17 protein-coding genes are annotated in these 20,814 nt (G+C 57.1%); all 17 read left to right on the plus strand.

Features of this window, described 5'->3' with window-relative positions; translation table 11 throughout:
• The first annotated feature begins 134 nt into the window (after nucleotides 1–134).
• Entirely contained in the window at nucleotides 135–878 is a 744-nt protein-coding gene (gene pyrH / locus K0F75_RS07605; protein WP_219061235.1) for a UMP kinase, read from the plus strand.
• On the plus strand, nucleotides 875–1,432 hold the full coding sequence (gene frr, locus K0F75_RS07610; protein ID WP_219061236.1) for a ribosome recycling factor: 558 nt from the start codon (nucleotides 875–877) through the stop codon (nucleotides 1,430–1,432). Before pyrH ends, frr begins: the two co-directional genes overlap by 4 nt.
• A gap of 15 nt (nucleotides 1,433–1,447) precedes the next feature.
• The gene (uppS, locus tag K0F75_RS07615) at nucleotides 1,448–2,203 is read left to right on the plus strand and encodes a polyprenyl diphosphate synthase (protein WP_219061237.1); all 756 of its coding nucleotides are present in this window, start codon (nucleotides 1,448–1,450) and stop codon (nucleotides 2,201–2,203) included.
• Nucleotides 2,203–3,018 (plus strand): phosphatidate cytidylyltransferase, encoded by an 816-nt coding sequence (locus K0F75_RS07620; RefSeq protein WP_219061238.1) that lies wholly within the window; start codon nucleotides 2,203–2,205, stop codon nucleotides 3,016–3,018. Before uppS ends, K0F75_RS07620 begins: the two co-directional genes overlap by 1 nt.
• Nucleotides 3,015–4,205, plus strand: coding sequence for a 1-deoxy-D-xylulose-5-phosphate reductoisomerase (ispC, locus tag K0F75_RS07625; RefSeq protein WP_219061239.1), 1,191 nt, complete (start codon nucleotides 3,015–3,017; stop codon nucleotides 4,203–4,205). The genes K0F75_RS07620 and ispC overlap by 4 nt, the downstream gene beginning before the upstream one ends.
• A gap of 92 nt (nucleotides 4,206–4,297) precedes the next feature.
• On the plus strand, nucleotides 4,298–5,650 hold the full coding sequence (gene rseP / locus K0F75_RS07630; protein ID WP_219061240.1) for a sigma E protease regulator RseP: 1,353 nt from the start codon (nucleotides 4,298–4,300) through the stop codon (nucleotides 5,648–5,650).
• Between the two features lie 74 nt (nucleotides 5,651–5,724).
• On the plus strand, nucleotides 5,725–8,097 hold the full coding sequence (bamA, locus tag K0F75_RS07635; RefSeq protein WP_219061241.1) for an outer membrane protein assembly factor BamA: 2,373 nt from the start codon (nucleotides 5,725–5,727) through the stop codon (nucleotides 8,095–8,097).
• 45 nt (nucleotides 8,098–8,142) lie between these two features.
• Nucleotides 8,143–8,646: an OmpH family outer membrane protein gene (locus K0F75_RS07640; protein WP_219061242.1), complete on the plus strand. Its 504-nt coding sequence runs from the start codon at nucleotides 8,143–8,145 to the stop codon at nucleotides 8,644–8,646.
• 2 nt (nucleotides 8,647–8,648) lie between these two features.
• Complete coding sequence (gene lpxD / locus K0F75_RS07645; protein ID WP_219061243.1) at nucleotides 8,649–9,704, plus strand: UDP-3-O-(3-hydroxymyristoyl)glucosamine N-acyltransferase; 1,056 nt, start codon at nucleotides 8,649–8,651, stop codon at nucleotides 9,702–9,704.
• 113 nt (nucleotides 9,705–9,817) lie between these two features.
• Nucleotides 9,818–10,258, plus strand: coding sequence for a 3-hydroxyacyl-ACP dehydratase FabZ (gene fabZ, locus K0F75_RS07650; RefSeq protein ID WP_219061244.1), 441 nt, complete (start codon nucleotides 9,818–9,820; stop codon nucleotides 10,256–10,258).
• Nucleotides 10,255–11,031: an acyl-ACP--UDP-N-acetylglucosamine O-acyltransferase gene (lpxA, locus tag K0F75_RS07655; RefSeq protein ID WP_219061245.1), complete on the plus strand. Its 777-nt coding sequence runs from the start codon at nucleotides 10,255–10,257 to the stop codon at nucleotides 11,029–11,031. Before fabZ ends, lpxA begins: the two co-directional genes overlap by 4 nt.
• Nucleotides 11,031–12,170 (plus strand): lipid-A-disaccharide synthase, encoded by a 1,140-nt coding sequence (gene lpxB, locus K0F75_RS07660; RefSeq protein WP_219061246.1) that lies wholly within the window; start codon nucleotides 11,031–11,033, stop codon nucleotides 12,168–12,170. Before lpxA ends, lpxB begins: the two co-directional genes overlap by 1 nt.
• Nucleotides 12,171–12,181: 11 nt before the next feature.
• Nucleotides 12,182–12,790, plus strand: coding sequence for a ribonuclease HII (gene rnhB, locus K0F75_RS07665; protein WP_219061247.1), 609 nt, complete (start codon nucleotides 12,182–12,184; stop codon nucleotides 12,788–12,790).
• Nucleotides 12,791–12,889: 99 nt separating this feature from the next.
• Nucleotides 12,890–16,411, plus strand: a complete 3,522-nt coding sequence (dnaE, locus tag K0F75_RS07670; RefSeq protein ID WP_219061248.1) for a DNA polymerase III subunit alpha — start codon at nucleotides 12,890–12,892, stop codon at nucleotides 16,409–16,411.
• 136 nt (nucleotides 16,412–16,547) lie between these two features.
• Complete coding sequence (locus tag K0F75_RS07675; RefSeq protein ID WP_219061249.1) at nucleotides 16,548–17,495, plus strand: acetyl-CoA carboxylase carboxyltransferase subunit alpha; 948 nt, start codon at nucleotides 16,548–16,550, stop codon at nucleotides 17,493–17,495.
• 81 nt (nucleotides 17,496–17,576) lie between these two features.
• Nucleotides 17,577–18,914: a tRNA lysidine(34) synthetase TilS gene (gene tilS, locus K0F75_RS07680; RefSeq protein ID WP_219061250.1), complete on the plus strand. Its 1,338-nt coding sequence runs from the start codon at nucleotides 17,577–17,579 to the stop codon at nucleotides 18,912–18,914.
• Nucleotides 18,915–19,182: 268 nt separating this feature from the next.
• Nucleotides 19,183–20,814 carry a CTP synthase gene (locus tag K0F75_RS07685; RefSeq protein ID WP_219061251.1) on the plus strand — a complete coding sequence of 544 codons (1,632 nt, stop codon included), beginning with the start codon at nucleotides 19,183–19,185 and terminating at the stop codon, nucleotides 20,812–20,814.

A 20,814-nucleotide genomic window follows, 5' to 3' on the forward strand; every position in this document is an offset into this window, starting at 1 on the left:
AAGGAATTTGTTTTCCTTGGGGAAGTGGCTTACAAGGCTGCATCCTCCGACGGTGTCGTACCGTCAGCTAGAGTAGTCGCAGGCTGAAAACAGCTCGCACAGAATTTTTTTAAACGCCGCAGGAGAGATTCGCAATGGCTCAGCAGGGCAGTGGTTATCAGGCTCGCTATAAACGCATTCTACTCAAGCTTAGCGGCGAGGCCCTGATGGGCTCCGAAGAGTTCGGCATTGACCCGAAAGTCCTGGACCGCATGGCCCTTGAAGTCGGCCAGTTGGTCGGTATCGGGGTTCAGGTCGGGCTGGTTATTGGTGGTGGCAATCTGTTCCGTGGGGCGGCCTTGAGTGCTGCCGGTATGGATCGGGTGACAGGCGATCATATGGGCATGCTGGCCACTGTGATGAACGCTCTGGCCATGCGTGATGCGCTGGAACGGGCTAACATTCCGGCTATCGTGATGTCGGCCATTTCCATGGTGGGCGTGACCGATCATTACGATCGTCGCAAAGCCATGCGTCATCTTAACGCCAAGGATGTAGTGATTTTCGCTGCTGGCACTGGCAACCCGTTCTTCACCACCGATTCGGCCGCGTGCCTGCGAGGGATCGAAATCGATGCCGACGTAGTGCTTAAAGCGACCAAGGTCGATGGTGTGTACACCGCAGACCCATTCAAAGACCCGCATGCCGAGAAGTTCGATCATCTGACGTACGATGAAGTCCTGGATCGCAAGCTGGGCGTGATGGACCTGACCGCTATCTGTCTGTGCCGCGATCATAAAATGCCGCTGCGCGTCTTTAATATGAACAAGCCCGGCGCCTTGCTGAATATCGTACATGGCGGCGCTGAAGGAACCCTGATCGAGGAAGGCGAACAATGATCAACGAAATCAAGAAAGACGCTCAAACGCGTATGCAGAAAACTCTGGAATCCCTGGCCCACGCATTCAGCCGAATTCGTACGGGTCAGGCCCATCCGAGCATTCTGGGTGGTGTGATGGTGCCTTATTACGGCTCCGACACCCCTTTGAATCAGGTTGCGAACGTGACCGTCAAGGACTCGCGCACCCTGCAGGTCGTGGCGTTCGAGCGCAATATGCTTGGGGCCGTCGACAAGGCTATTCAGAGCTCCGGTCTGGGCTTCAACCCGACGAACCTGGGCGAGCTGCTGCTTATCTCGATGCCTGCTTTGACTGAAGAGACCCGTAAGGGCTTCACCAAACAAGCTCGTGATGCTGCGGAAGATGCTCGTGTGGCTGTTCGTAACATCCGTCGCGATGCGTTGAGCCAGTTTAAGGATCTGATCAAAGAGAAAGAAATCAGCGAAGACGAAGAGCGTCGCGCTGCCGATGATATTCAGAAGCTGACGGATAAGTTCGTGGCGGATATCGAAACGGCAGTGAAGCAAAAAGAAGCGGATCTGATGGCTGTATAAAGGGCCAGGGCGTTTATGGACAAGACCAAGCAGGCGGCACTGTCATCGGTACCGCGCCATGTCGCAATCATCATGGATGGTAATAACCGCTGGGCGAAAAAGCGTCTTTTGCCCGGTGTCGCCGGGCATAAAGCAGGCGTGGATGCTGTTCGTGCGGTCATTGAGGTGTGCGCTGAAGCGAAGGTCGAGGTATTGACCCTGTTCGCTTTTTCCAGTGAAAACTGGCAGCGCCCGGCTGAGGAAGTCGGCGCCTTGATGGAGTTGTTTTTCACGGCTCTGCGCCGTGAGACCCGGCGTCTGAACGATAACGCGATCAGCTTGCGGATCATTGGTGACCGTTCACGGTTTCATCCTGAGCTGCAGGCTGCCATGCGTGAAGCTGAAGAGCGGACGGCCGGCCCTGGTCGATTCGTGCTGCAGATCGCCGCCAACTACGGTGGGCAATGGGATATCGCCCAGGCTGCCCAGCATCTGGCTCGCGAGGTTCAGGCCGGGCGTCTGCGTCCGGAGGAAATCACTCCTGAGCTGTTGCAGACATGCCTGGCAACCGGTGATCTGCCATTGCCGGACTTGTGCATTCGCACTGGCGGCGAGCATCGCGTCAGTAACTTCCTGCTTTGGCAGCTTGCCTACGCCGAATTGTACTTTTCCGACCTTTTCTGGCCGGACTTCAAACACGATGCCATGCGCACTGCGCTGGCAGATTTCGCTTCCCGCCAACGTCGCTTCGGTAAAACGAGCGAACAGGTAGAAGCTGGAGCCCGGGCTTAATGCTGAAACAACGAATCATCACCGCACTGATCATGCTGCCGATCGCCTTATGCGGTTTTTTTCTGCTCGAAGGTGCAAGTTTTGCCTTGTTTATTGGCGTAGTGGTGACTTTGGGTGCCTGGGAGTGGGCGCGTCTGGCGGGTTTTACTGCCCAGCCTGTACGGGTTGCCTATGCTGCGCTGGTCGCTGTCTTGCTGCTGCTGATGCACCTGCTGCCAGCTCTGGCACCCTGGGTTTTAGGTGCTGCGGCGCTGTGGTGGCTGGCGGCAACTTTCCTGGTGCTAACCTACCCGGATACCAGTGCTCACTGGTCTGGAACTGCCTGTAAGCTGGTGATCGGTCTGTTGGTTCTGTTGCCCGCGTGGCAGGGATTGGTTCTGATCAAGCAATGGCCTCTGGGCAATGGGTTGATCCTTGCAGTCATGGTGTTGGTTTGGGGTGCCGATATCGGCGCTTATTTCTCCGGGAAGGCTTTTGGCAAGCGCAAGCTTGCGCCCAAGGTCAGTCCGGGCAAAAGCTGGGAAGGCGTGTTCGGTGGTTTGATCGCCAGCCTGCTGATCACCGCCATTGTCGGGATGGTTCGCGGCTGGTCGGGCTCGCAACTCCTCATGGGTTTGCTGGGCGCCGCAATCGTGGTGTTGATCTCGGTCGTCGGTGATTTGACTGAGAGCATGTTCAAGCGTCAGGCCGGCATCAAGGACAGCAGTAATCTACTGCCGGGCCATGGTGGTGTGCTGGACCGTATAGACAGCTTGACTGCTGCCATCCCTGTCTTTGCAGTACTGCTCTGGGCTGCCAGTTGGGGAACGCTGTGAGTAAGCCTCAACAAATAACGGTCCTGGGCGCTACTGGCTCCGTTGGACTGAGTACGCTTGACGTCATCGCTCGCCACCCTGAGCGGTATCAGGTTTTTGCGCTCACCGGATTCAGTCGCTTGAAAGAGTTGCTGGCGCTGTGTGTGCGTCACTCCCCCCGGTTTGCCGTGGTGCCTGACATTGATGTCGCCCGCGGTCTGCAAGATGATCTGGCGGCTGCCGGCCTTGATACGCGGGTGCTGGTAGGTGAGCGCGGCTTGTGTGAAGTCTCGGCTCATCCTCAGGTCGATACCGTATTGGCGGCGATCGTTGGCGGGGCAGGGCTTCGTCCTACCCTGGCGGCTGTCGAGGCGGGCAAGAAGGTACTGCTGGCCAATAAAGAAGCGCTGGTGATGTCCGGTGCGTTGTTTATGCAGGCTGTGCAGCGTAGCGGTGCCGTGCTGCTGCCGATCGACAGCGAGCACAACGCGATCTTCCAGTGCTTGCCCAGTGGCTATGCCGGTGGCTTGGGCTCGGTCGGCGTGCGCCGCATTCTGTTGACTGCTTCGGGCGGTCCGTTTCGTGAAACACCCTTGTCCGAATTGATGTATGTCTCTCCAGAACAGGCGTGCGCTCATCCTAATTGGTCGATGGGGCGCAAGATTTCTGTAGACTCCGCCAGCATGATGAATAAAGGGCTCGAATTGATCGAAGCCTGCTGGCTGTTCGATGCGCGTCCCGATCAGGTTGAAGTGGTTATTCATCCGCAGAGCGTGATCCATTCCATGGTCGATTATGTGGATGGTTCGGTGTTGGCTCAACTGGGTAATCCGGATATGCGTACGCCGATTGCTCATGCTCTGGCCTGGCCAGATCGGATTGACTCGGGTGTCGCGCCGCTGGACCTGTTCAGTATTGCGCGCCTGGATTTCCAGGCCCCGGATGAGCAGCGGTTTCCATGCCTGCGTCTGGCACGGCAGGCAGCAGAGGCGGGTAACAGCGCGCCAGCGATGCTCAACGCCGCCAATGAGGTGGCCGTTGCAGCGTTTCTTGAACGGCGCATCCGCTATCCGGAGATCGCGAGTATCATTGATGAGGTTTTGAACCTTGAGCCCGTCGTTGCAGTGCAGGAGCTCGACGCTGTATTCGAGATAGATTCAAAAGCGCGCGGTTTGGCTGAGCAATGGCTCGGTCGCAACGGGCGGTAATAGCGGTAGATCAGACGGCGCAGGCGATTGTGGTGGTGTGAAACCCATACAAGGCTTTCACACTGTACAAGGCAGGTACCCGGAGAAAGTTGATGAGCGCGCTCTATATGATTGTCGGCACCTTGGTGGCATTGGGTGTGCTGGTGACCTTTCACGAATTTGGCCACTTTTGGGTGGCTCGGCGTTGTGGCGTCAAGGTTTTGCGTTTCTCGGTGGGTTTCGGCATGCCGCTGCTTCGCTGGCATGATCGCAAAGGCACTGAATACGTGATCGCAGCCATTCCATTGGGTGGTTACGTGAAGATGCTCGACGAGCGGGAAGGCGAGGTACCGGCCGATCAGCTGGATCAGACCTTCAACCGTAAGACTGTGTATCAACGTATTGCAATCGTGATTGCCGGTCCGGTCGCCAATTTCTTGCTGGCTATCGTCTTTTTCTGGTTCCTGGCAATGCTCGGCAGTCAGCAGGTGCGTCCTGTGATTGGCGCGGTTGAGTCAGGCAGCATCGCCGACAAAGGTGGCTTGAGCGCAGGGCAAGAGATTGTCTCCGTTGACGGTGAGCCGACATCGGGCTGGGCAGCAGTGAACTTGCAGCTGGTACGGCGTCTGGGCGAGAGCGGTACCGTTGCTCTCAGCGTGCGTGATCAGGGTTCGACGGTCGATTCCCCTCGTGAGTTGGCGCTGGATAAGTGGCTCAAGGGTGCTGATGAGCCCGATCCGATACGTTCGCTGGGTATTCGCCCATGGCGTCCGGCTTTGCCGCCGGTGCTGGCCGAGCTCGATCCGAAAGGCCCGGCGCAAGCTGCAGGCCTGAAGACGGGTGATCGGCTTGTGGCGCTCGACGGTCAGGCATTGAGCGATTGGCAGCAGGTTGTCGATGCTGTCCGTCTGCGACCCGATGCAAAAATTTCTTTGCGTATCGAGCGTGAGGGCGCTCAGCTTGATGTGCCGTTGACGCTGGCGGTACGAGGTGAGGGAAAAACTGCGACCGGTTATCTGGGCGCAGGGGTCAAAGGTATCGATTGGCCACCTGAGATGTTACGAGAGGTTAGCTTCGGGCCTATAGCCGCCGTGGGGGAGGGCGCCAGGCGCACTTGGACCATGAGTGTGCTGACCTTTGATTCACTCAAGAAAATGTTGTTCGGCGAGCTCTCTGTAAAAAACTTGAGCGGACCGATAACCATTGCTAAAGTGGCGGGCGCTTCGGCCCAGTCAGGGGTAGGTGACTTCCTGAATTTCCTCGCTTATCTGAGTATTAGCCTGGGTGTTCTCAATTTGTTGCCCATTCCAGTATTGGATGGGGGACATCTGTTGTTCTACCTGATTGAGTGGGCGCGGGGTCGTCCGCTCTCGGATCGGGTGCAAGGTTGGGGGATTCAGATCGGTATTAGCTTAGTGGTCGGGGTGATGTTGCTTGCCTTGATCAACGATCTGGGTCGACTGTAAAGCTTCGCTGAATTGCGAATTTGCCGCATTTTGCGGCAATTTGTTTATTGCCAGTTGGAATAAGAAAGGACTTCATGAAACGTCTGCTGCTAACTGCGGTTCTCGCCGTACTGATGATCGCCGAAGTTCACGCTGAGTCCTTCACTATCTCCGATATCCGTGTCAATGGCCTCCAGCGGGTATCCGCGGGCAGCGTCTTTGGTGCCTTGCCGTTGAATGTCGGCGAGTCTGCGGATGATCGTCGCCTGGTGGATGCCACTCGTGCGTTGTTCAAAACCGGGTTCTTTCAAGATATCCAGCTAGGCCGCGATGGCAATGTCCTGGTCATTACTGTAGTCGAGCGGCCCTCTGTCGCGAGCATCGACATTGAAGGCAACAAGGCGATCAGCACCGAAGACCTGATGAAGGGGCTCAAGCAGTCAGGTCTGTCTGAAGGTGAGATCTTTCAGCGTGCGACCCTTGAAGGCGTGCGTAACGAGCTGCAACGTCAATACGTTGCGCAAGGTCGTTATTCGGCTGACGTCGCCACCGAGGTTGTGCCGCAGCCGCGGAACCGCGTCGGTCTGAAGATCAACATCAATGAAGGCACGGTTGCCGCTATCCAGCACATCAACGTGGTGGGTAACAGCGTCTTCCCTGATGAAGACCTGATCGGTCTGTTCGAACTCAAGACCACCAACTGGCTGTCATTCTTCAAGAACGACGACAAGTACGCACGGGAAAAACTCTCCGGCGACCTGGAACGTCTGCGTTCTTACTACCTCGATCGCGGCTATATCAACATGGATATCGCCTCGACCCAGGTATCGATCACGCCTGACAAGAAAAACGTTTACATCACGGTCAACGTGAATGAAGGCGAGAAGTACAGCGTCAAGTCGGTCAAGCTGAGCGGCGATTTGAAAGTACCCGAAGATCAGGTCAAGGCCCTGTTGCTGGTCAAGCCCGGTCAAGTGTTCTCGCGCAAAGTCATGACCACTACGTCTGAGCTGATCACTCGTCGCCTGGGTAACGAAGGCTATACCTTCGCCAACGTCAACGGCGTTCCGACCCCGAATAATGAAGATCACACGGTCGACATTACTTTTGTGGTCGATCCGGGCAAGCGTGCTTACGTCAACCGCATCAACTTCCGCGGCAACACCAAGTCTGCCGATGAAGTGCTGCGTCGTGAAATGCGTCAGATGGAAGGCGGATGGGCTTCGACCTATCTGATCGACCAATCGAAAACCCGTCTTGAGCGTCTCGGCTTCTTTAAAGAAGTGAACGTCGAAACGCCTGCGGTACCGGGCACCGACGATCAGGTTGACGTCAATTACGCCGTTGAAGAACAAGCGTCCGGTTCGATCACCGCCAGCGTCGGTTTCGCCCAGAGTGCGGGCCTGATCCTCGGTGGCTCGATCAGCCAGAACAACTTCCTCGGTACCGGTAACAAGGTCAGCATTGGCCTGACTCGCAGCCAATACCAGAGCCGATACAACTTTGGCTTTGTCGACCCCTACTGGACTGCTGATGGTGTGAGCCTGGGTTACAACGCGTTCTACCGCACCACTGACTACAAAAACCTTAACGTTGATGTGGCCAGCTATGCCGTAGACAGCTTGGGTGCAGGTGTGAGCGTCGGTTACCCGATCAATGAAACCTCACGTTTGACCTTCGGCCTTACCGTTCAGCAGGACCAGATCAAGACTGGCGTTTACACGGTCGACGAGATTTTTGACTTCGTTAATGCACAGGGCGATAAATACCTCAACTTCAAGGCTTCGGCGGGCTGGTCCGAGTCGACGTTGAACAAAGGTGTGCTGGCCACGCGTGGGCATTCCCAGAGCTTGGTATTGGAAACCACTACGCCGGGCAGCGACCTGTCGTTCTTCAAGCTTGATTACCGCGGTCAGTATTTCCACCCGGTGACCGATAATTACACCCTGCGTCTGCACACTGAGTTGGGTTATGGCGATGGTTATGGGTCAACTTCTGGCCTGCCGTTCTACGAGAACTACTACGCCGGCGGTTTCAACTCGGTTCGTGGCTTCAAGGACAGCACCCTGGGTCCGCGCAGTACCCCGAGTAAAGGTACTAACCCAGGCACGTCGTTAGACCCGGATCAGAACCCGTTGCCGTTCGGTGGTAACGTACTGCTTCAGGGTGGTGTCGAACTGATGTTCCCGCTGCCATTCATCAAAGATCAACGCTCACTGCGGACCTCTGTGTTCTGGGACGTCGGTAACGTATTCGACAGCAATTGTGATTCGAACAAAGTCACAGCAAATGGCGAAAAAGTTACGTGCAACAATATCGACCTTTCTGGACTGGCAAGCTCTGTGGGTGTCGGCGTGACGTGGGTTACGGCACTGGGTCCGTTGAGTTTTGCCGTGGCTATGCCGGTCAAAAAACCGGACAATGCGGAAACCCAAATATTCCAATTCTCTCTCGGTCAGACCTTCTAATCGTCTGATCACCGATAACGACAACGGATTTTGTAGGAGTGCATCGTGCGTAAGTTGACTCAGCTGGTTATCTTGGCCACGGCCCTGATAGCGACCCCAGCATTTGCTGAAATGAAAATTGCAGTGCTGAACTATCAAATGGCACTGCTCGAATCAGACGCTGCCAAGAAATATGCCGTGGATGCCGAGAAGAAATTCGGCCCACAATTGACCAAGCTGAAAAGCCTTGAAAGCAGTGCCAAGGGTATTCAGGATCGTCTGGTCAGCGGTGGCGACAAGATGGCGCAACCAGAACGTGAGCGTCTTGAGCTTGAATTCAAGCAAAAGGCTCGTGACTTCCAGTTCCAGTCCAAGGAGCTGAATGAAGCCAAAGCGGTTGCCGACCGTGAAATGCTCAAGCAGTTGAAGCCAAAACTTGATCAGGCTGTAGAAGAAGTGATCAAAAAAGGCGCGTATGACCTGGTATTCGAGCGTGGCGCTGTCATTGATGTCAAACCTCAGTACGACGTCACTCGCCAAGTGATTGAGCGCATGAATCAGCTGAAGTAATCATGACTGCGACCATCAAACTTGGCCAATTGGCTGAGTTCCTCGGCGCCACGTTACGTGGCGCCGCGGATAAAGAGATTACCGGGCTGGCCACTTTGCAAGAGGCTGGCCCTGGTCAGTTGAGTTTTCTGGCCAATCCGCAGTACCGCAAGTTCCTCGCCGACAGTCATGCTGCTGCCGTGCTGCTGAAGCCAGCGGATGCTGAGAGCTTTGCCGGTGATGCGCTATTAGTGGCTGATCCTTATCTGGCGTACGCAAAAATTTCCCATTTTTTCGACCCCAAGCCCAAGGCCCTGCCTGGGGTGCATCCGTCTGCAGTGATTGCGGCGGACGCTCAGGTTGATGCCACCGCCAGCGTGGGCGCTTTTGCCGTTATCGAAGGCGGTGCCTGCATCGGAGCCGGGGTAACAGTGGGAGCCCATTGTTTTATCGGCGCTCGTTGTGAAATTGGCGAAGGTGGCTGGTTGGCCCCGCGGGTCACGCTTTATCACGATGTACGCATTGGTAAGCGCGTTGTGATTCAGTCGGGAGCCGTGCTCGGCGGTGAAGGTTTCGGTTTCGCCAATGAAAAAGGCGTTTGGCAGAAAATTGCGCAAATCGGTGGTGTTCTGGTCGGTGACGACGTGGAAATCGGCGTCAATACTGCCATCGACCGCGGCGCATTAGCCGACACATTGATCGGCAACGGCGTCAAACTGGATAACCAGATTCAGATCGCGCACAACGTGCAGGTCGGCGATCACACCGCCATGGCGGCGTGTGTCGGTATCTCGGGCAGTACCAAAATTGGTAAGCATTGCACTATTGCCGGCGGTGTCGGCATGGTGGGCCATATAGAAGTGTGTGATGGCGTTTTCGTCACAGGTATGACCATGGTGACCCGCTCGATTACCGAGCGCGGTGCCTACTCTTCGGGGACTGCGATGCAGCCCGCTGCGGAATGGCGCAAAAGTGCGGCGCGTATTCGTCAGTTGGATGACATGGCGCGGCGCCTGCAACAGTTGGAAAAGGTCGTTGAAGCCGTGACCTCAGGCGGTAATGAGTCATCTGATGGCTGATACTCTTTTGATATCAAGCGTGCACAGCCGATAGACTGCCTCCTTGATTTGCAACAGGAGTGCTGCGCCTCAGTCGCGTACTCCCACTCTTTACTACAGGCTTCCCCCCCGAAATGATGGACATCAACGAGATTCGCGAATACCTGCCTCACCGCTACCCATTCTTGTTGGTGGATCGTGTGGTGGATCTGAATGTCGAGAGCAAAAGCATTCGTGCGTACAAGAATGTCAGCATCAATGAGCCTTTTTTCAACGGTCACTTTCCTCAGCATCCAATCATGCCGGGCGTTCTGATCATTGAAGCGATGGCCCAGGCCGCAGGTATCCTCGGTTTTAAAATGCTGGACGTGAAGCCATCCGAAGGCACGCTTTACTACTTTGTAGGTTCAGACAAACTGCGCTTTCGTCAGCCGGTGCTGCCGGGCGACCAGTTGATCCTTGAAGCTAAATTCATCAGCTGCAAGCGTCAGATCTGGAAATTCGAATGTCAGGCTTCGGTCGACGGCAAGCCTGTGTGTTCCGCAGAAATTATCTGCGCGGAACGTAAACTATGAGTTTGATTGACCCTCGCGCAATCATCGATCCGACGGCCATCCTGGCCGACAATGTAGAGGTCGGCCCTTGGTCGATCGTCGGACCTGGTGTGGAAATCGGCGAGGGTACAGTCGTTGGGCCGCATGTGATTCTCAGGGGCCCAACGAAGATCGGTAAGCACAACCGCATTTACCAGTTTTCATCGGTAGGCGAGGACACGCCCGATCTCAAGTACAAAGGCGAAGAGACGCGCCTGGTGATCGGTGATCACAACGTTATCCGCGAAGGTGTGACTATCCATCGCGGGACGATTCAGGATCGTGCGGAAACGACCCTGGGTGACCACAACCTGATCATGGCCTACGCCCACATTGGTCACGACAGCGTCATCGGCAATCATTGCATTCTGGTCAACAACACCGCGTTGGCCGGGCATGTGCATGTCAATGATTGGGCAATCCTTTCCGGTTTCACCCTGGTGCATCAGTTCTGCCATATCGGCGCCCACAGCTTTTCAGGCATGGGCACCGCAATTGGCAAGGATGTGCCGGCGTTCGTCACCGTTTTTGGTAACCCGGCTGAAGCTCGCAGCATGAACTTCGAAGGCATGCGCCGTCGTGGGTTCAGCGAAGAGACCATTCACGCGCTACGGCGCGCGTACAAGGTGGTCTATCGCCAGGGACTGACCGTTGATCAAGCCATTGCCGAGCTCGCCGAACCTGCTGCGTTGTTCCCTGAAGTCGCTGTGTTCCTTGAGTCGATTCAGGCTTCGACCCGGGGCATCACGCGTTAATGAGCAGGCCACTGCGAATCGCGCTGGTAGCAGGCGAAGCGTCAGGCGATATCCTGGGTGCGGGTTTAATGCGCGCGCTCAAAGTTCGTCATCCCTCTGTCGAGTTTATCGGTGTCGGCGGTCCGCTGATGCAGGCCGAAGGCATGGTTTCCTACTTCCCGATGGAACGCCTGGCGGTCATGGGGCTGGTCGAGGTGCTGGGTCGACTCAAAGAGCTGTTGGCCAAGCGCAAGCAGCTTGTTCAAACGCTTATCGGCGAAAAGCCTGACGTCTTCATCGGTATCGATGCCCCGGACTTCACCCTCAATATCGAACTCAAGCTACGGCGCGCTGGAATCAAGACGGTGCATTACGTCAGTCCGTCGGTCTGGGCCTGGCGGCAAAAGCGCGTGCTAAAGATTCGCGAAGGCTGCGACCTGATGCTGACGCTGCTGCCCTTCGAAGCTCGCTTCTACGAAGAGAAAGGCGTACCCGTGCGGTTTGTCGGTCATCCCTTGGCTGATACCATCCCTCTGGAGTCTGATCGCGCTGCGGCGCGAGCAGAACTGGGTTTGGCTGGCGGGCCGCTGGTTGCGCTAATGCCCGGGAGTCGAGGGGGTGAAGTAGGGCGCCTCGGTGGTCTGTTCTTCGACGCAGCGGAACGTCTGATGGCCTTGCGTCCGGGCATTCGCTTCGTGCTGCCATGTGCCAGCCCCGAGCGGCGCGTGCAGATCGAGCAACTGTTGCAAGGGCGCGACGTGCCGGTGCTGCTGCTCGACGGCGGCTCGCACCTTGCGTTGGCGGCCTGCGACGCGGTGTTGATCGCATCCGGCACGGCGACACTTGAAGCGCTGCTGTACAAACGTCCCATGGTCGTTGCCTATCGCTTGGCACCGATTACCTTCTGGATACTCAAGCGTCTGGTGAAAAGCCCTTACGTTTCCTTGCCTAATCTGCTTGCCCAGCGTTTGCTGGTTCCGGAATTGTTGCAGGACGCAGCAACCGCCGAGACCCTCGCGCAAACGCTGTTGCCGCTGCTCGATGGCGGCGAAGTGCAGACTGCAGGCTTCGATGCCATTCACCGGATCTTGCGCCGCGACGCCTCCAATCAGGCCGCCGATGCGGTGCTTGGCCTGCTGGGGCTGTCGCCTTCACAGTGAGTTCGCAATAAATGCAAATGGGTTTGGACTTCAATCTGGTGGAAGACCTGGTTGCCGGCGTCGACGAAGTCGGTCGCGGCCCTCTTTGTGGCGCTGTGGTGACGGCTGCCGTCATCCTCGATCCACGCCGCCCGATCCTCGGCCTCAACGATTCAAAAAAACTCACCCCGGCTCGCCGCGAGAAACTCTACGACGAGATCTGCGAAAAGGCCCTGTGCTGGTACATCGCCAGGGCTGAAGTGGAAGAAATCGACGAGCTGAATATTCTTCACGCAACCATGCTGGCCATGAAGCGCGCGGTCGAGGGGTTGACCATTACCCCAAAACTGGCCCTGATCGATGGTAATCGCTGCCCGCAATTGTCCGTGCCCAGCGCTCCGGTGATTCAAGGTGATGCCAAAGTTCCGGCAATCGCCGCAGCCTCGATTCTGGCGAAAGTCAGTCGTGACCGAGAAATGGCGGCGTTCGAGCTGATTTATCCTGGCTATGGCATCGGCGGCCACAAGGGTTATCCAACCCCCGTTCATCTGGAAGCACTGGCGCGTCTCGGGCCGACGCCTATTCATCGGCGTTCGTTTGCCCCGGTGCGGGCCGCGTACGAAGCCCGCGAGCTGCTGTAGCAAATTCCGCTCACGACAGCCTCACTGGGCTGATGTTTTGACCAAGGCCCGGTACACTCCGGGCCTCGGTTTTTTTGTATTTCGCGCTATAGGATCAACATGCCGGCTTCTTTCGTTCATCTACGCCTGCACACTGAATATTCTCTGGTCGATGGTCTGGTCCGGGTCAAACCGTTGGTCAAGACCTTGGCCAGCATGGGTATGCCGGCTGTGGCCGTGACCGATCAGAACAACATGTGTTCGCTGGTCAAGTTCTACAAGGCCGCCATGGGCGGGGGTATCAAGCCTATTTGTGGTGCCGACCTGTGGCTGTCGAACAAGGACGAAGATGCTGCGTTGAGCCGGATCAGTCTGTTGGTGATGAATGCCAAGGGCTACCGCAATCTGACCGAGCTGATTTCTCGTGGCTTCATCGAAGGCCAGCGCAATGGCCAGGTGATTGTCGAGCGGGAATGGGTTGCTGAGGCCAGCGAAGGCTTGATCGCGCTGTCGGCGGCCAAAGAGGGCGAAATCGGCATGGCCCTGCTCGGCGGTAATCCGGGCGAGGCAGATCAGTTGCTGCGTGAATGGATGGCGGTTTTTCCTGACCGTTTCTATCTGGAAGTGCAGCGCACCAACCGCCCGAATGACGAAGAGCACCTGCACGCTGCCGTTGCTCTGGCCGATCGTCTGGGTGCACCGCTGGTGGCGACCAACGATGTCCGGTTTATCAAACAGGAAGATTTCGAGGCCCACGAAACGCGGGTTTGCATCGGTGAAGGCCGGGCGCTGGATGACCCGCGTCGCTCGCATAGCTACAGCGATCAGCAGTACCTGAAAAGCGCGGCGCAAATGGCCGAGCTGTTCAGCGACCTGCCCGAGGCGCTGGAAAATACAGTCGAAATTGCCAAGCGCTGCAACATTGATGTGAAGCTGGGCACTCACTTCTTGCCCAACTTTCCGATCCCCGACGGCATGACCATGGATGAATACTTTCGCAAAGTATCTTTCGATGGTCTGGAGGACCGCCTTTCGGTCCTGATGCCCAAGGACACAACCGAGGATTACGAGGCCAAGCGTCAGGTCTATGTCGATCGGCTGAATTTCGAGCTGGATATCATCATCCAGATGGGCTTCCCCGGTTACTTCCTGATCGTGATGGACTTTATCCAGTGGGCCAAAGCCAATGGTGTGCCGGTGGGTCCTGGCCGTGGGTCGGGTGCTGGCTCGCTGGTGGCTTACGTACAGAAAATCACCGATCTCGACCCGCTGGAATACGACCTGCTGTTCGAACGATTCCTCAATCCGGAACGGGTCTCCATGCCCGACTTCGACGTTGACTTCTGCATGGACGGCCGCGACCGCGTCATCGAGTACGTGGCCGAGAAATATGGCCGTAACGCGGTCAGCCAGATCATTACTTTCGGTTCGATGGCAGCCAAGGCCGTGGTGCGGGACGTTGCCCGGGTTCAAGGCAAGTCCTACGGCCTGGCTGATCGACTGTCGAAGATGATTCCGTTCGAAGTCGGCATGACGCTGGAGAAAGCCTACGAGCAGGAAGAAATTCTGCGCGACTTCCTCAAGGTCGACGAAGAGGCGGCGGAAATCTGGGAGATGGCCCGCAAGCTCGAGGGTATCGTGCGTAACGTCGGCAAACACGCCGGCGGCGTAGTGATCGCGCCGACCAAACTGACCGACTTCTCGCCGATCTATTGCGATGAAGCGGGCGATGGCCTGGTGACCCAGTTCGATAAAGATGACGTCGAGGCGGCGGGGCTGGTGAAGTTCGACTTCCTCGGTCTGCGGACCCTGACCATCATTGATTGGGCGCTCAAGACCATCAACCGTGAGCGCGCCAAGGTTGACGAAGCGCCACTGGATATCGCCTTTATCCCGCTGGACGACAAGGCGACCTACAGCCTGCTGCAAAAAGCCGAAACCACCGCCGTGTTCCAGCTCGAGTCGCGCGGCATGAAAGAGCTGATCAAAAAGCTCAAGCCCGACTGCCTGGAGGATTTGATCGCGTTGGTGGCGTTGTTCCGTCCGGGCCCGCTGCAATCGGGCATGGTTGACGACTTTATCAACCGTAAGCACGGTCGCGCCGAGCTGTCCTATCCGCACGTCGATTACCAGTACGAAGGCCTCAAGCCTGTATTGGCACCGACCTACGGCATCATCCTGTATCAAGAGCAGGTGATGCAGATTGCTCAGGTCATGGCCGGTTACACCCTGGGTGGCGCGGACATGCTGCGTCGGGCCATGGGTAAGAAAAAACCCGAAGAAATGGCCAAGCAGCGTGGCGGTTTCATCGAAGGCTGTACCAACAACAATATTGACCCGGACCTGTCCGGTAACATCTTCGACCTGGTGGAAAAATTCGCCGGTTATGGTTTCAACAAATCCCACTCGGCTGCCTATGGCCTGGTGTCGTACCAGACCGCCTGGCTGAAGACCCACTACCCGGCGCCTTTCATGGCTGCGGTACTGTCGGCGGACATGCACAACACCGACAAGGTCGTGACCTTGATCGAAGAAGTGCGCAACATGAAGTTGCGCCTTGATGCGCCGGACGTGAACACCTCCGAATACAAGTTCACCGTGAGTGAAGACGGGCGGATTCTTTATGGCCTCGGCGCCATCAAGGGGGTCGGCGAAGGACCGGTAGAAGCCATTACCGAGTCGCGTCTGGCCGGGCCGTTCAAAGATTTGTTCGACTTTTGCGCGCGTGTTGACCTCAAACGCATCAACAAACGCACCCTCGATGGCTTGATCCGCAGCGGTGCGCTGGATCGCCTGGGCCCCTATTTTGAAATCGAGCCGAAAGCCTATCAAGCCAACATCGACCGCAATCGCTCGGTACTGCTTGCTGCGCTGGAAGAAGCGATTCAGGCCGCAGAGCAGACTGCTCGCAGTCATGACAGCGGTCACTCCGACCTTTTTGGCGGCTTGTTCGTCGAAGAGGACGCCGACGTCTACGCCAACCATCGCAAGGCCAAAGAGCTGAGCCTTAAAGAGCGGTTGCGTGGTGAGAAAGAAACCCTGGGCTTGTACCTCACCGGGCATCCTATCGACGAATATGAAGGCGAAATTCGCCGTTTCGCTCGCCAACGCATCATTGATCTGAAGCCGGCGCGAGACACGCAGACGGTAGCCGGTATGATCATTGCGTTGCGCGTCATGAAGAACAAAAAGGGCGACAAGATGGGTTTTATCACCCTCGATGACCGCTCTGGACGAATCGAGGCCTCACTGTTTGCCGAAGCGTTCCATTCGGCACAGTCGCTGTTGCAGACCGATGCGATGGTGGTGGTCGAAGGTGAGGTCAGCAATGATGACTTCTCCGGCGGCCTGCGGTTGCGTGCCAAACGGGTGATGAGCCTGGAAGATGCGCGAACCAATCTCGCCGAAAGCCTGCGTTTGAAGGTGCATGCCGATGCGCTCAAGGGCGATCGGCTGCGTTGGTTGGGCGATTTGTGCAAGCGCCATCGTGGCGCCTGTCCGATTACCGTGGACTACACCGGGGCGGATGCCAAGGCGTTGCTGCAGTTTGGCGAGGGGTGGCGAATCGATCCGGCGGACAGCTTGATTCAAGCACTGCGTGACCAGTTCGGGCGTGAGAACGTCTTCCTGCAATACCGTTGATAGCACGGGGCCTGTTAATCCAGCCTGCGTTCAACCATAATTTTTAATCTCGACCTGAATACGCCTGTTCCCGTAAGGTACGGCGTTAACGGATCAACCGGCCGGCCTCTTGGCCGTCGACCCAAGACGGATGCCTATGAACCCGAATTTTCTTGATTTCGAACAGCCGATCGCTGACCTGCAAGCCAAGATCGAAGAGCTGCGCTTGGTCGGTAATGACAACTCGCTGAATATCGGCGACGAAATCTCTCGTCTGCAAGAAAAGAGCAACACGCTCACCGAAAACATTTTTGGCAATCTGACCAGCTGGCAGATTGCGCGGATGGCACGTCATCCGCGTCGTCCTTATACCCTGGACTACATCTCGCACATTTTCACCGAGTTCGACGAACTGCACGGTGATCGGCACTTCTCGGATGATGCTGCCATCGTCGGCGGTATTGCGCGTCTGGAAGACCAGCCAGTGATGGTGATCGGTCACCAGAAAGGCCGTGAAGTACGCGAGAAAGTTCGCCGCAACTTCGGCATGCCACGTCCTGAAGGCTATCGTAAAGCCTGCCGCCTGATGGAAATGGCCGAGCGCTTCAAAATGCCGATTCTGACCTTCATCGACACGCCGGGCGCCTACCCGGGTATCGACGCCGAAGAGCGTAACCAGAGCGAAGCGATTGCCTGGAACCTGCGTGTCATGTCCCGCTTGAAAACCCCGATCATTGCCACAGTTATCGGCGAGGGTGGTTCTGGCGGTGCGTTGGCCATCGGCGTTTGCGATCAATTGAACATGCTCCAGTATTCGACCTACGCGGTTATTTCGCCGGAAGGTTGCGCGTCGATTCTGTGGAAAACTGCCGAAAAAGCTCCCGATGCCGCTGACGCAATGGGCATTACCGCTGACCGTCTCAAAGGTTTGGGTATCGTTGATAAAGTCATCGGTGAACCGTTGGGCGGCGCCCATCGCGACCCGGCGATGGCTGCTGCTTCGATCCGTCAGGAATTAAGCAGCCAATTGGCGATGCTCAAGAAGTTCGATACCGACGCGTTGCTGGCGCGTCGTTATGAGCGCCTGATGAGCTACGGTCTCTGAGTCAAGATTGCATTTGCGGATAAGCCCGCTCCTTTGCAGGAGCCGGCTTATCCTCAATCAGACGCACAGCGGCTGTCGTCCATGACTACGTTCAAGCACTGCAATAACGATCTGCGCTCCAGGTTGCTTCGCACCCTCGAGCCCTGGCGCAATGCTCCGGCCTGGCGCATTGCGTTTTCCGGCGGTCTGGACTCCTCCGTTCTGCTGCACCTTCTGGCTGATCTCGCTACCCGCGAAGCATTGCCGCCCTTATCTGCGATTTATATCCATCACGGCCTCCAGGCTGCGGCAGACGCGTGGCCCGAGCATTGTGCTCAGGTGTGTCGGGCCTTGGGCGTGCCGCTGCAGGTGATGGCGGTGCAGGTTGAGCCTGGCGCCAGTCTCGAGCGCGCGGCTCGTGAGGCGCGTTATACGGCGTTCAGTCAGGTGCTGGCGCCAGGCGAGGTGCTGTTGACCGCCCAGCATCGCGATGATCAGGCCGAAACCCTGCTGTTTCGTCTGTTGCGCGGGGCGGGTGTGCGTGGTCTTGCGGCGATGCCTGAACAGCGCGCGCTAGGAAGAGGGCAGTTGTTGCGGCCTTTGCTCGACGTCTCGCGCGCAACGCTGGAGATGTATGCCCGCGAACAGGGATTGAGCTGGGTCGAAGACCCCAGCAATAAAGACAGCCGGTTTTCCCGAAATTACCTGCGTCAGCTCATTCTGCCCTCTTTGACCGAGCGCTGGCCTCAAGCTGCCGCGAACATGGCACGAACCGCTGCGCATCTGTCTGAGGCGCAAGGGCTGCTCGACGAGTTGGCCGAGCAGGACCTGGCGCAGACCGGTACCGACGCACCCTTCGCCTGGCTGGGTTTGCCATCGTTGGCGCTCGACCCTCTAAAAGCCCTTTCTCCGGCACGCCAACGCAATGCGTTGCGCCATTGGCTCGGGTCTTTGACGCGCCTGCCGGACAGCGAACATTGGGTCGGTTGGGACAGTTTGCGTGACGCCGGCCGCGAGGCTCGACCGATCTGGCGTCTTGCCGACGGTGAACTGCATCGCGCCGAGGGGCGTATCTGGTGGCTGGCGGGTGCCTGGTTGCAGCAGCCAGTCGCCTCGATAGCCTGGGCAGATCCTCGGCAGACATTGAGTTTGCCGGGCAATGGCTGGCTTGAGTTTGCCAATGATGCCCCGGTCGGTGAGTTGCAGGTGCGTTATCGCCAAGGCGGTGAGCTCATGCATCTGCCGGGGCGAGGGCATCGAGACCTCAAGCGCTTGCTCAACGAGAGTAGTTTGCCGGTGTTTGCCCGTGGCCGATTGCCGCTGGTGTACCGCGGTGACCAGTTATTGGCGGTTGCCAACCTGCCCGAATTGGACGGAACAGCCCATGGCGACTGGCGATTGCGCTGGCATGCGCCGACGAACGACCAAAGTTTGAGCTGAAAGGCCATTTCCGGTAGACTACGCTCCCTTCTTGATACAGCTTCTGTGGATTCTTCTGAATTGACGGAAGTTGCCGATTACCAGGCAGTTTTTGCTGGGCGATTCTCAAAAATGTAGCGAGCAACAGGCAGGATTTTTCAGTCTGCCGGTCCCAACGCAGCAATTTTCAGGAGTGCACTGTGAAATTTATTGGTAATTGGGGGCTTCGGCCTTCCTTCGCTCTCCCCGGCGGCTCTGACCGCTTTAACGCAGACTTCTAGGGTTTTTCATGACGCGCTACATCTTCGTCACGGGCGGTGTTGTTTCTTCATTGGGGAAAGGCATTGCCTCGGCTTCATTGGCGGCCATCCTGGAGGCGCGGGGACTTAAGGTCACCATGCTCAAGCTTGACCCCTATATAAACGTGGACCCGGGCACCATGAGCCCATTCCAGCACGGTGAAGTGTTCGTCACTCATGACGGCGCCGAAACCGACCTGGACCTGGGCCATTACGAGCGGTTCATCCGCACCACCATGACCCAGAACAACAACTTCACCACGGGGCGTGTGTACGAACACGTCCTGCGCAAAGAGCGCCGTGGTGATTATCTGGGCGCGACCATCCAGGTGATTCCGCACATCACCGACGAAATCAAACGCCGGATCATCAAGGGCGCTGGCGATGCTGACGTCGCCATGGTCGAGATCGGTGGCACCGTCGGTGACATCGAATCGCAACCGTTCCTTGAGGCTATCCGCCAGTTACGCATCGAGGTCGGCGCCAAGCGCGCGATGTTGATGCACCTCACGCTGGTGCCTTATATCGCCACTGCTGGCGAAACCAAGACCAAGCCGACTCAGCATTCGGTCAAAGAGCTGCGCTCCATCGGTTTGCAGCCAGACGTATTGATCTGTCGCTCGGATCATCACGTGGATATTGCTTCGCGGCGCAAGATTGCGTTGTTCACCAACGTTGAAGAGCGCGCAGTTATCTCGCTGGAAGACGCCGACACCATCTACAAGATTCCGGGCATGCTCCACGCTCAAGGGCTTGATGATTTCGTCGTTGAGCGTTTCGGCCTGCAATGTGGCAGTGCTGATTTGTCCGAGTGGGAACACGTGGTCGACGCCAAGCTCAACCCTGAGCATGAAGTCACCATCGCCATGGTCGGTAAGTACATGGAGCTGCTCGACGCCTACAAGTCGTTGATCGAAGCGATGAGCCACGCGGGCATTTCCAATCGCACCAAGGTCAACCTGCGCTACATCGATTCCGAAGACATCGAGAACCAGGGCACTGCCTTGCTCGAAGGCGTCGACGCGATTCTGGTTCCGGGCGGCTTTGGCTTGCGTGGCGTTGAAGGCAAGATCACGGCGGTAAAATTCGCTCGCGAGAACAAGATTCCTTATCTGGGTATCTGTCTGGGCATGCAAGTAGCGGTCATCGAGTTCGCGCGCAACGTGTTGGGCTGGAAAGACGCCAACTCCACCGAGTTCGATCGTGCCAGTGGCCATCCGGTCGTGGGCCTGATCACCGAGTGGGAAGATGCCACCGGTGCCGTTGAAACCCGCACTGAAACATCCGACCTGGGCGGCACCATGCGTCTTGGCGCGCAGGATTGCCAGTTGGAGCCTGGTTCGCTGGTGCACGATTGCTATGCCAAAGACGTCATCGTCGAGCGTCATCGCCATCGTTATGAAGTGAACAACAAGCTGCTGCCAAGCCTGGTCGAAGCGGGCCTGAAAGTGACCGGTCGTTCCGGTGATGGTGCTTTGGTTGAAGTGATCGAAGCGCCGGATCATCCTTGGTTCGTCGCCTGTCAGTTCCACCCTGAGTTCACCTCGACACCGCGCGACGGTCACCCGTTGTTCAGTGGTTTCGTCAAGGCGGCTTTGACGCAACATCAGAAGAAGGCCTGA

The sequence above is a fragment of the Pseudomonas sp. UMAB-08 genome, assembly GCF_900095225.1.
Classification (GTDB): Bacteria; Pseudomonadota; Gammaproteobacteria; order Pseudomonadales; family Pseudomonadaceae; genus Aquipseudomonas.

Bases quoted from the DNA above. Each gene is read 5' to 3' on its own strand.
- tilS (WP_219061250.1), top strand. From the start codon at position 17,577: ATGACTACGTTCAAGCACTGCAATAACGATCTGCGCTCCAGGTTGCTT.
- lpxB (WP_219061246.1), top strand. From the start codon at position 11,031: ATGAGCAGGCCACTGCGAATCGCGCTGGTAGCAGGCGAAGCGTCAGGC.
- lpxA (WP_219061245.1), top strand. From the start codon at position 10,255: ATGAGTTTGATTGACCCTCGCGCAATCATCGATCCGACGGCCATCCTG.
- rseP (WP_219061240.1), top strand. From the start codon at position 4,298: ATGAGCGCGCTCTATATGATTGTCGGCACCTTGGTGGCATTGGGTGTG.
- dnaE (WP_219061248.1), top strand. From the start codon at position 12,890: ATGCCGGCTTCTTTCGTTCATCTACGCCTGCACACTGAATATTCTCTG.
- K0F75_RS07685 (WP_219061251.1), top strand. From the start codon at position 19,183: ATGACGCGCTACATCTTCGTCACGGGCGGTGTTGTTTCTTCATTGGGG.
- uppS (WP_219061237.1), top strand. From the start codon at position 1,448: ATGGACAAGACCAAGCAGGCGGCACTGTCATCGGTACCGCGCCATGTC.
- rnhB (WP_219061247.1), top strand. From the start codon at position 12,182: ATGCAAATGGGTTTGGACTTCAATCTGGTGGAAGACCTGGTTGCCGGC.
- fabZ (WP_219061244.1), top strand. From the start codon at position 9,818: ATGATGGACATCAACGAGATTCGCGAATACCTGCCTCACCGCTACCCA.
- K0F75_RS07620 (WP_219061238.1), top strand. From the start codon at position 2,203: ATGCTGAAACAACGAATCATCACCGCACTGATCATGCTGCCGATCGCC.
- pyrH (WP_219061235.1), top strand. From the start codon at position 135: ATGGCTCAGCAGGGCAGTGGTTATCAGGCTCGCTATAAACGCATTCTA.
- K0F75_RS07675 (WP_219061249.1), top strand. From the start codon at position 16,548: ATGAACCCGAATTTTCTTGATTTCGAACAGCCGATCGCTGACCTGCAA.
- frr (WP_219061236.1), top strand. From the start codon at position 875: ATGATCAACGAAATCAAGAAAGACGCTCAAACGCGTATGCAGAAAACT.
- bamA (WP_219061241.1), top strand. From the start codon at position 5,725: ATGAAACGTCTGCTGCTAACTGCGGTTCTCGCCGTACTGATGATCGCC.
- lpxD (WP_219061243.1), top strand. From the start codon at position 8,649: ATGACTGCGACCATCAAACTTGGCCAATTGGCTGAGTTCCTCGGCGCC.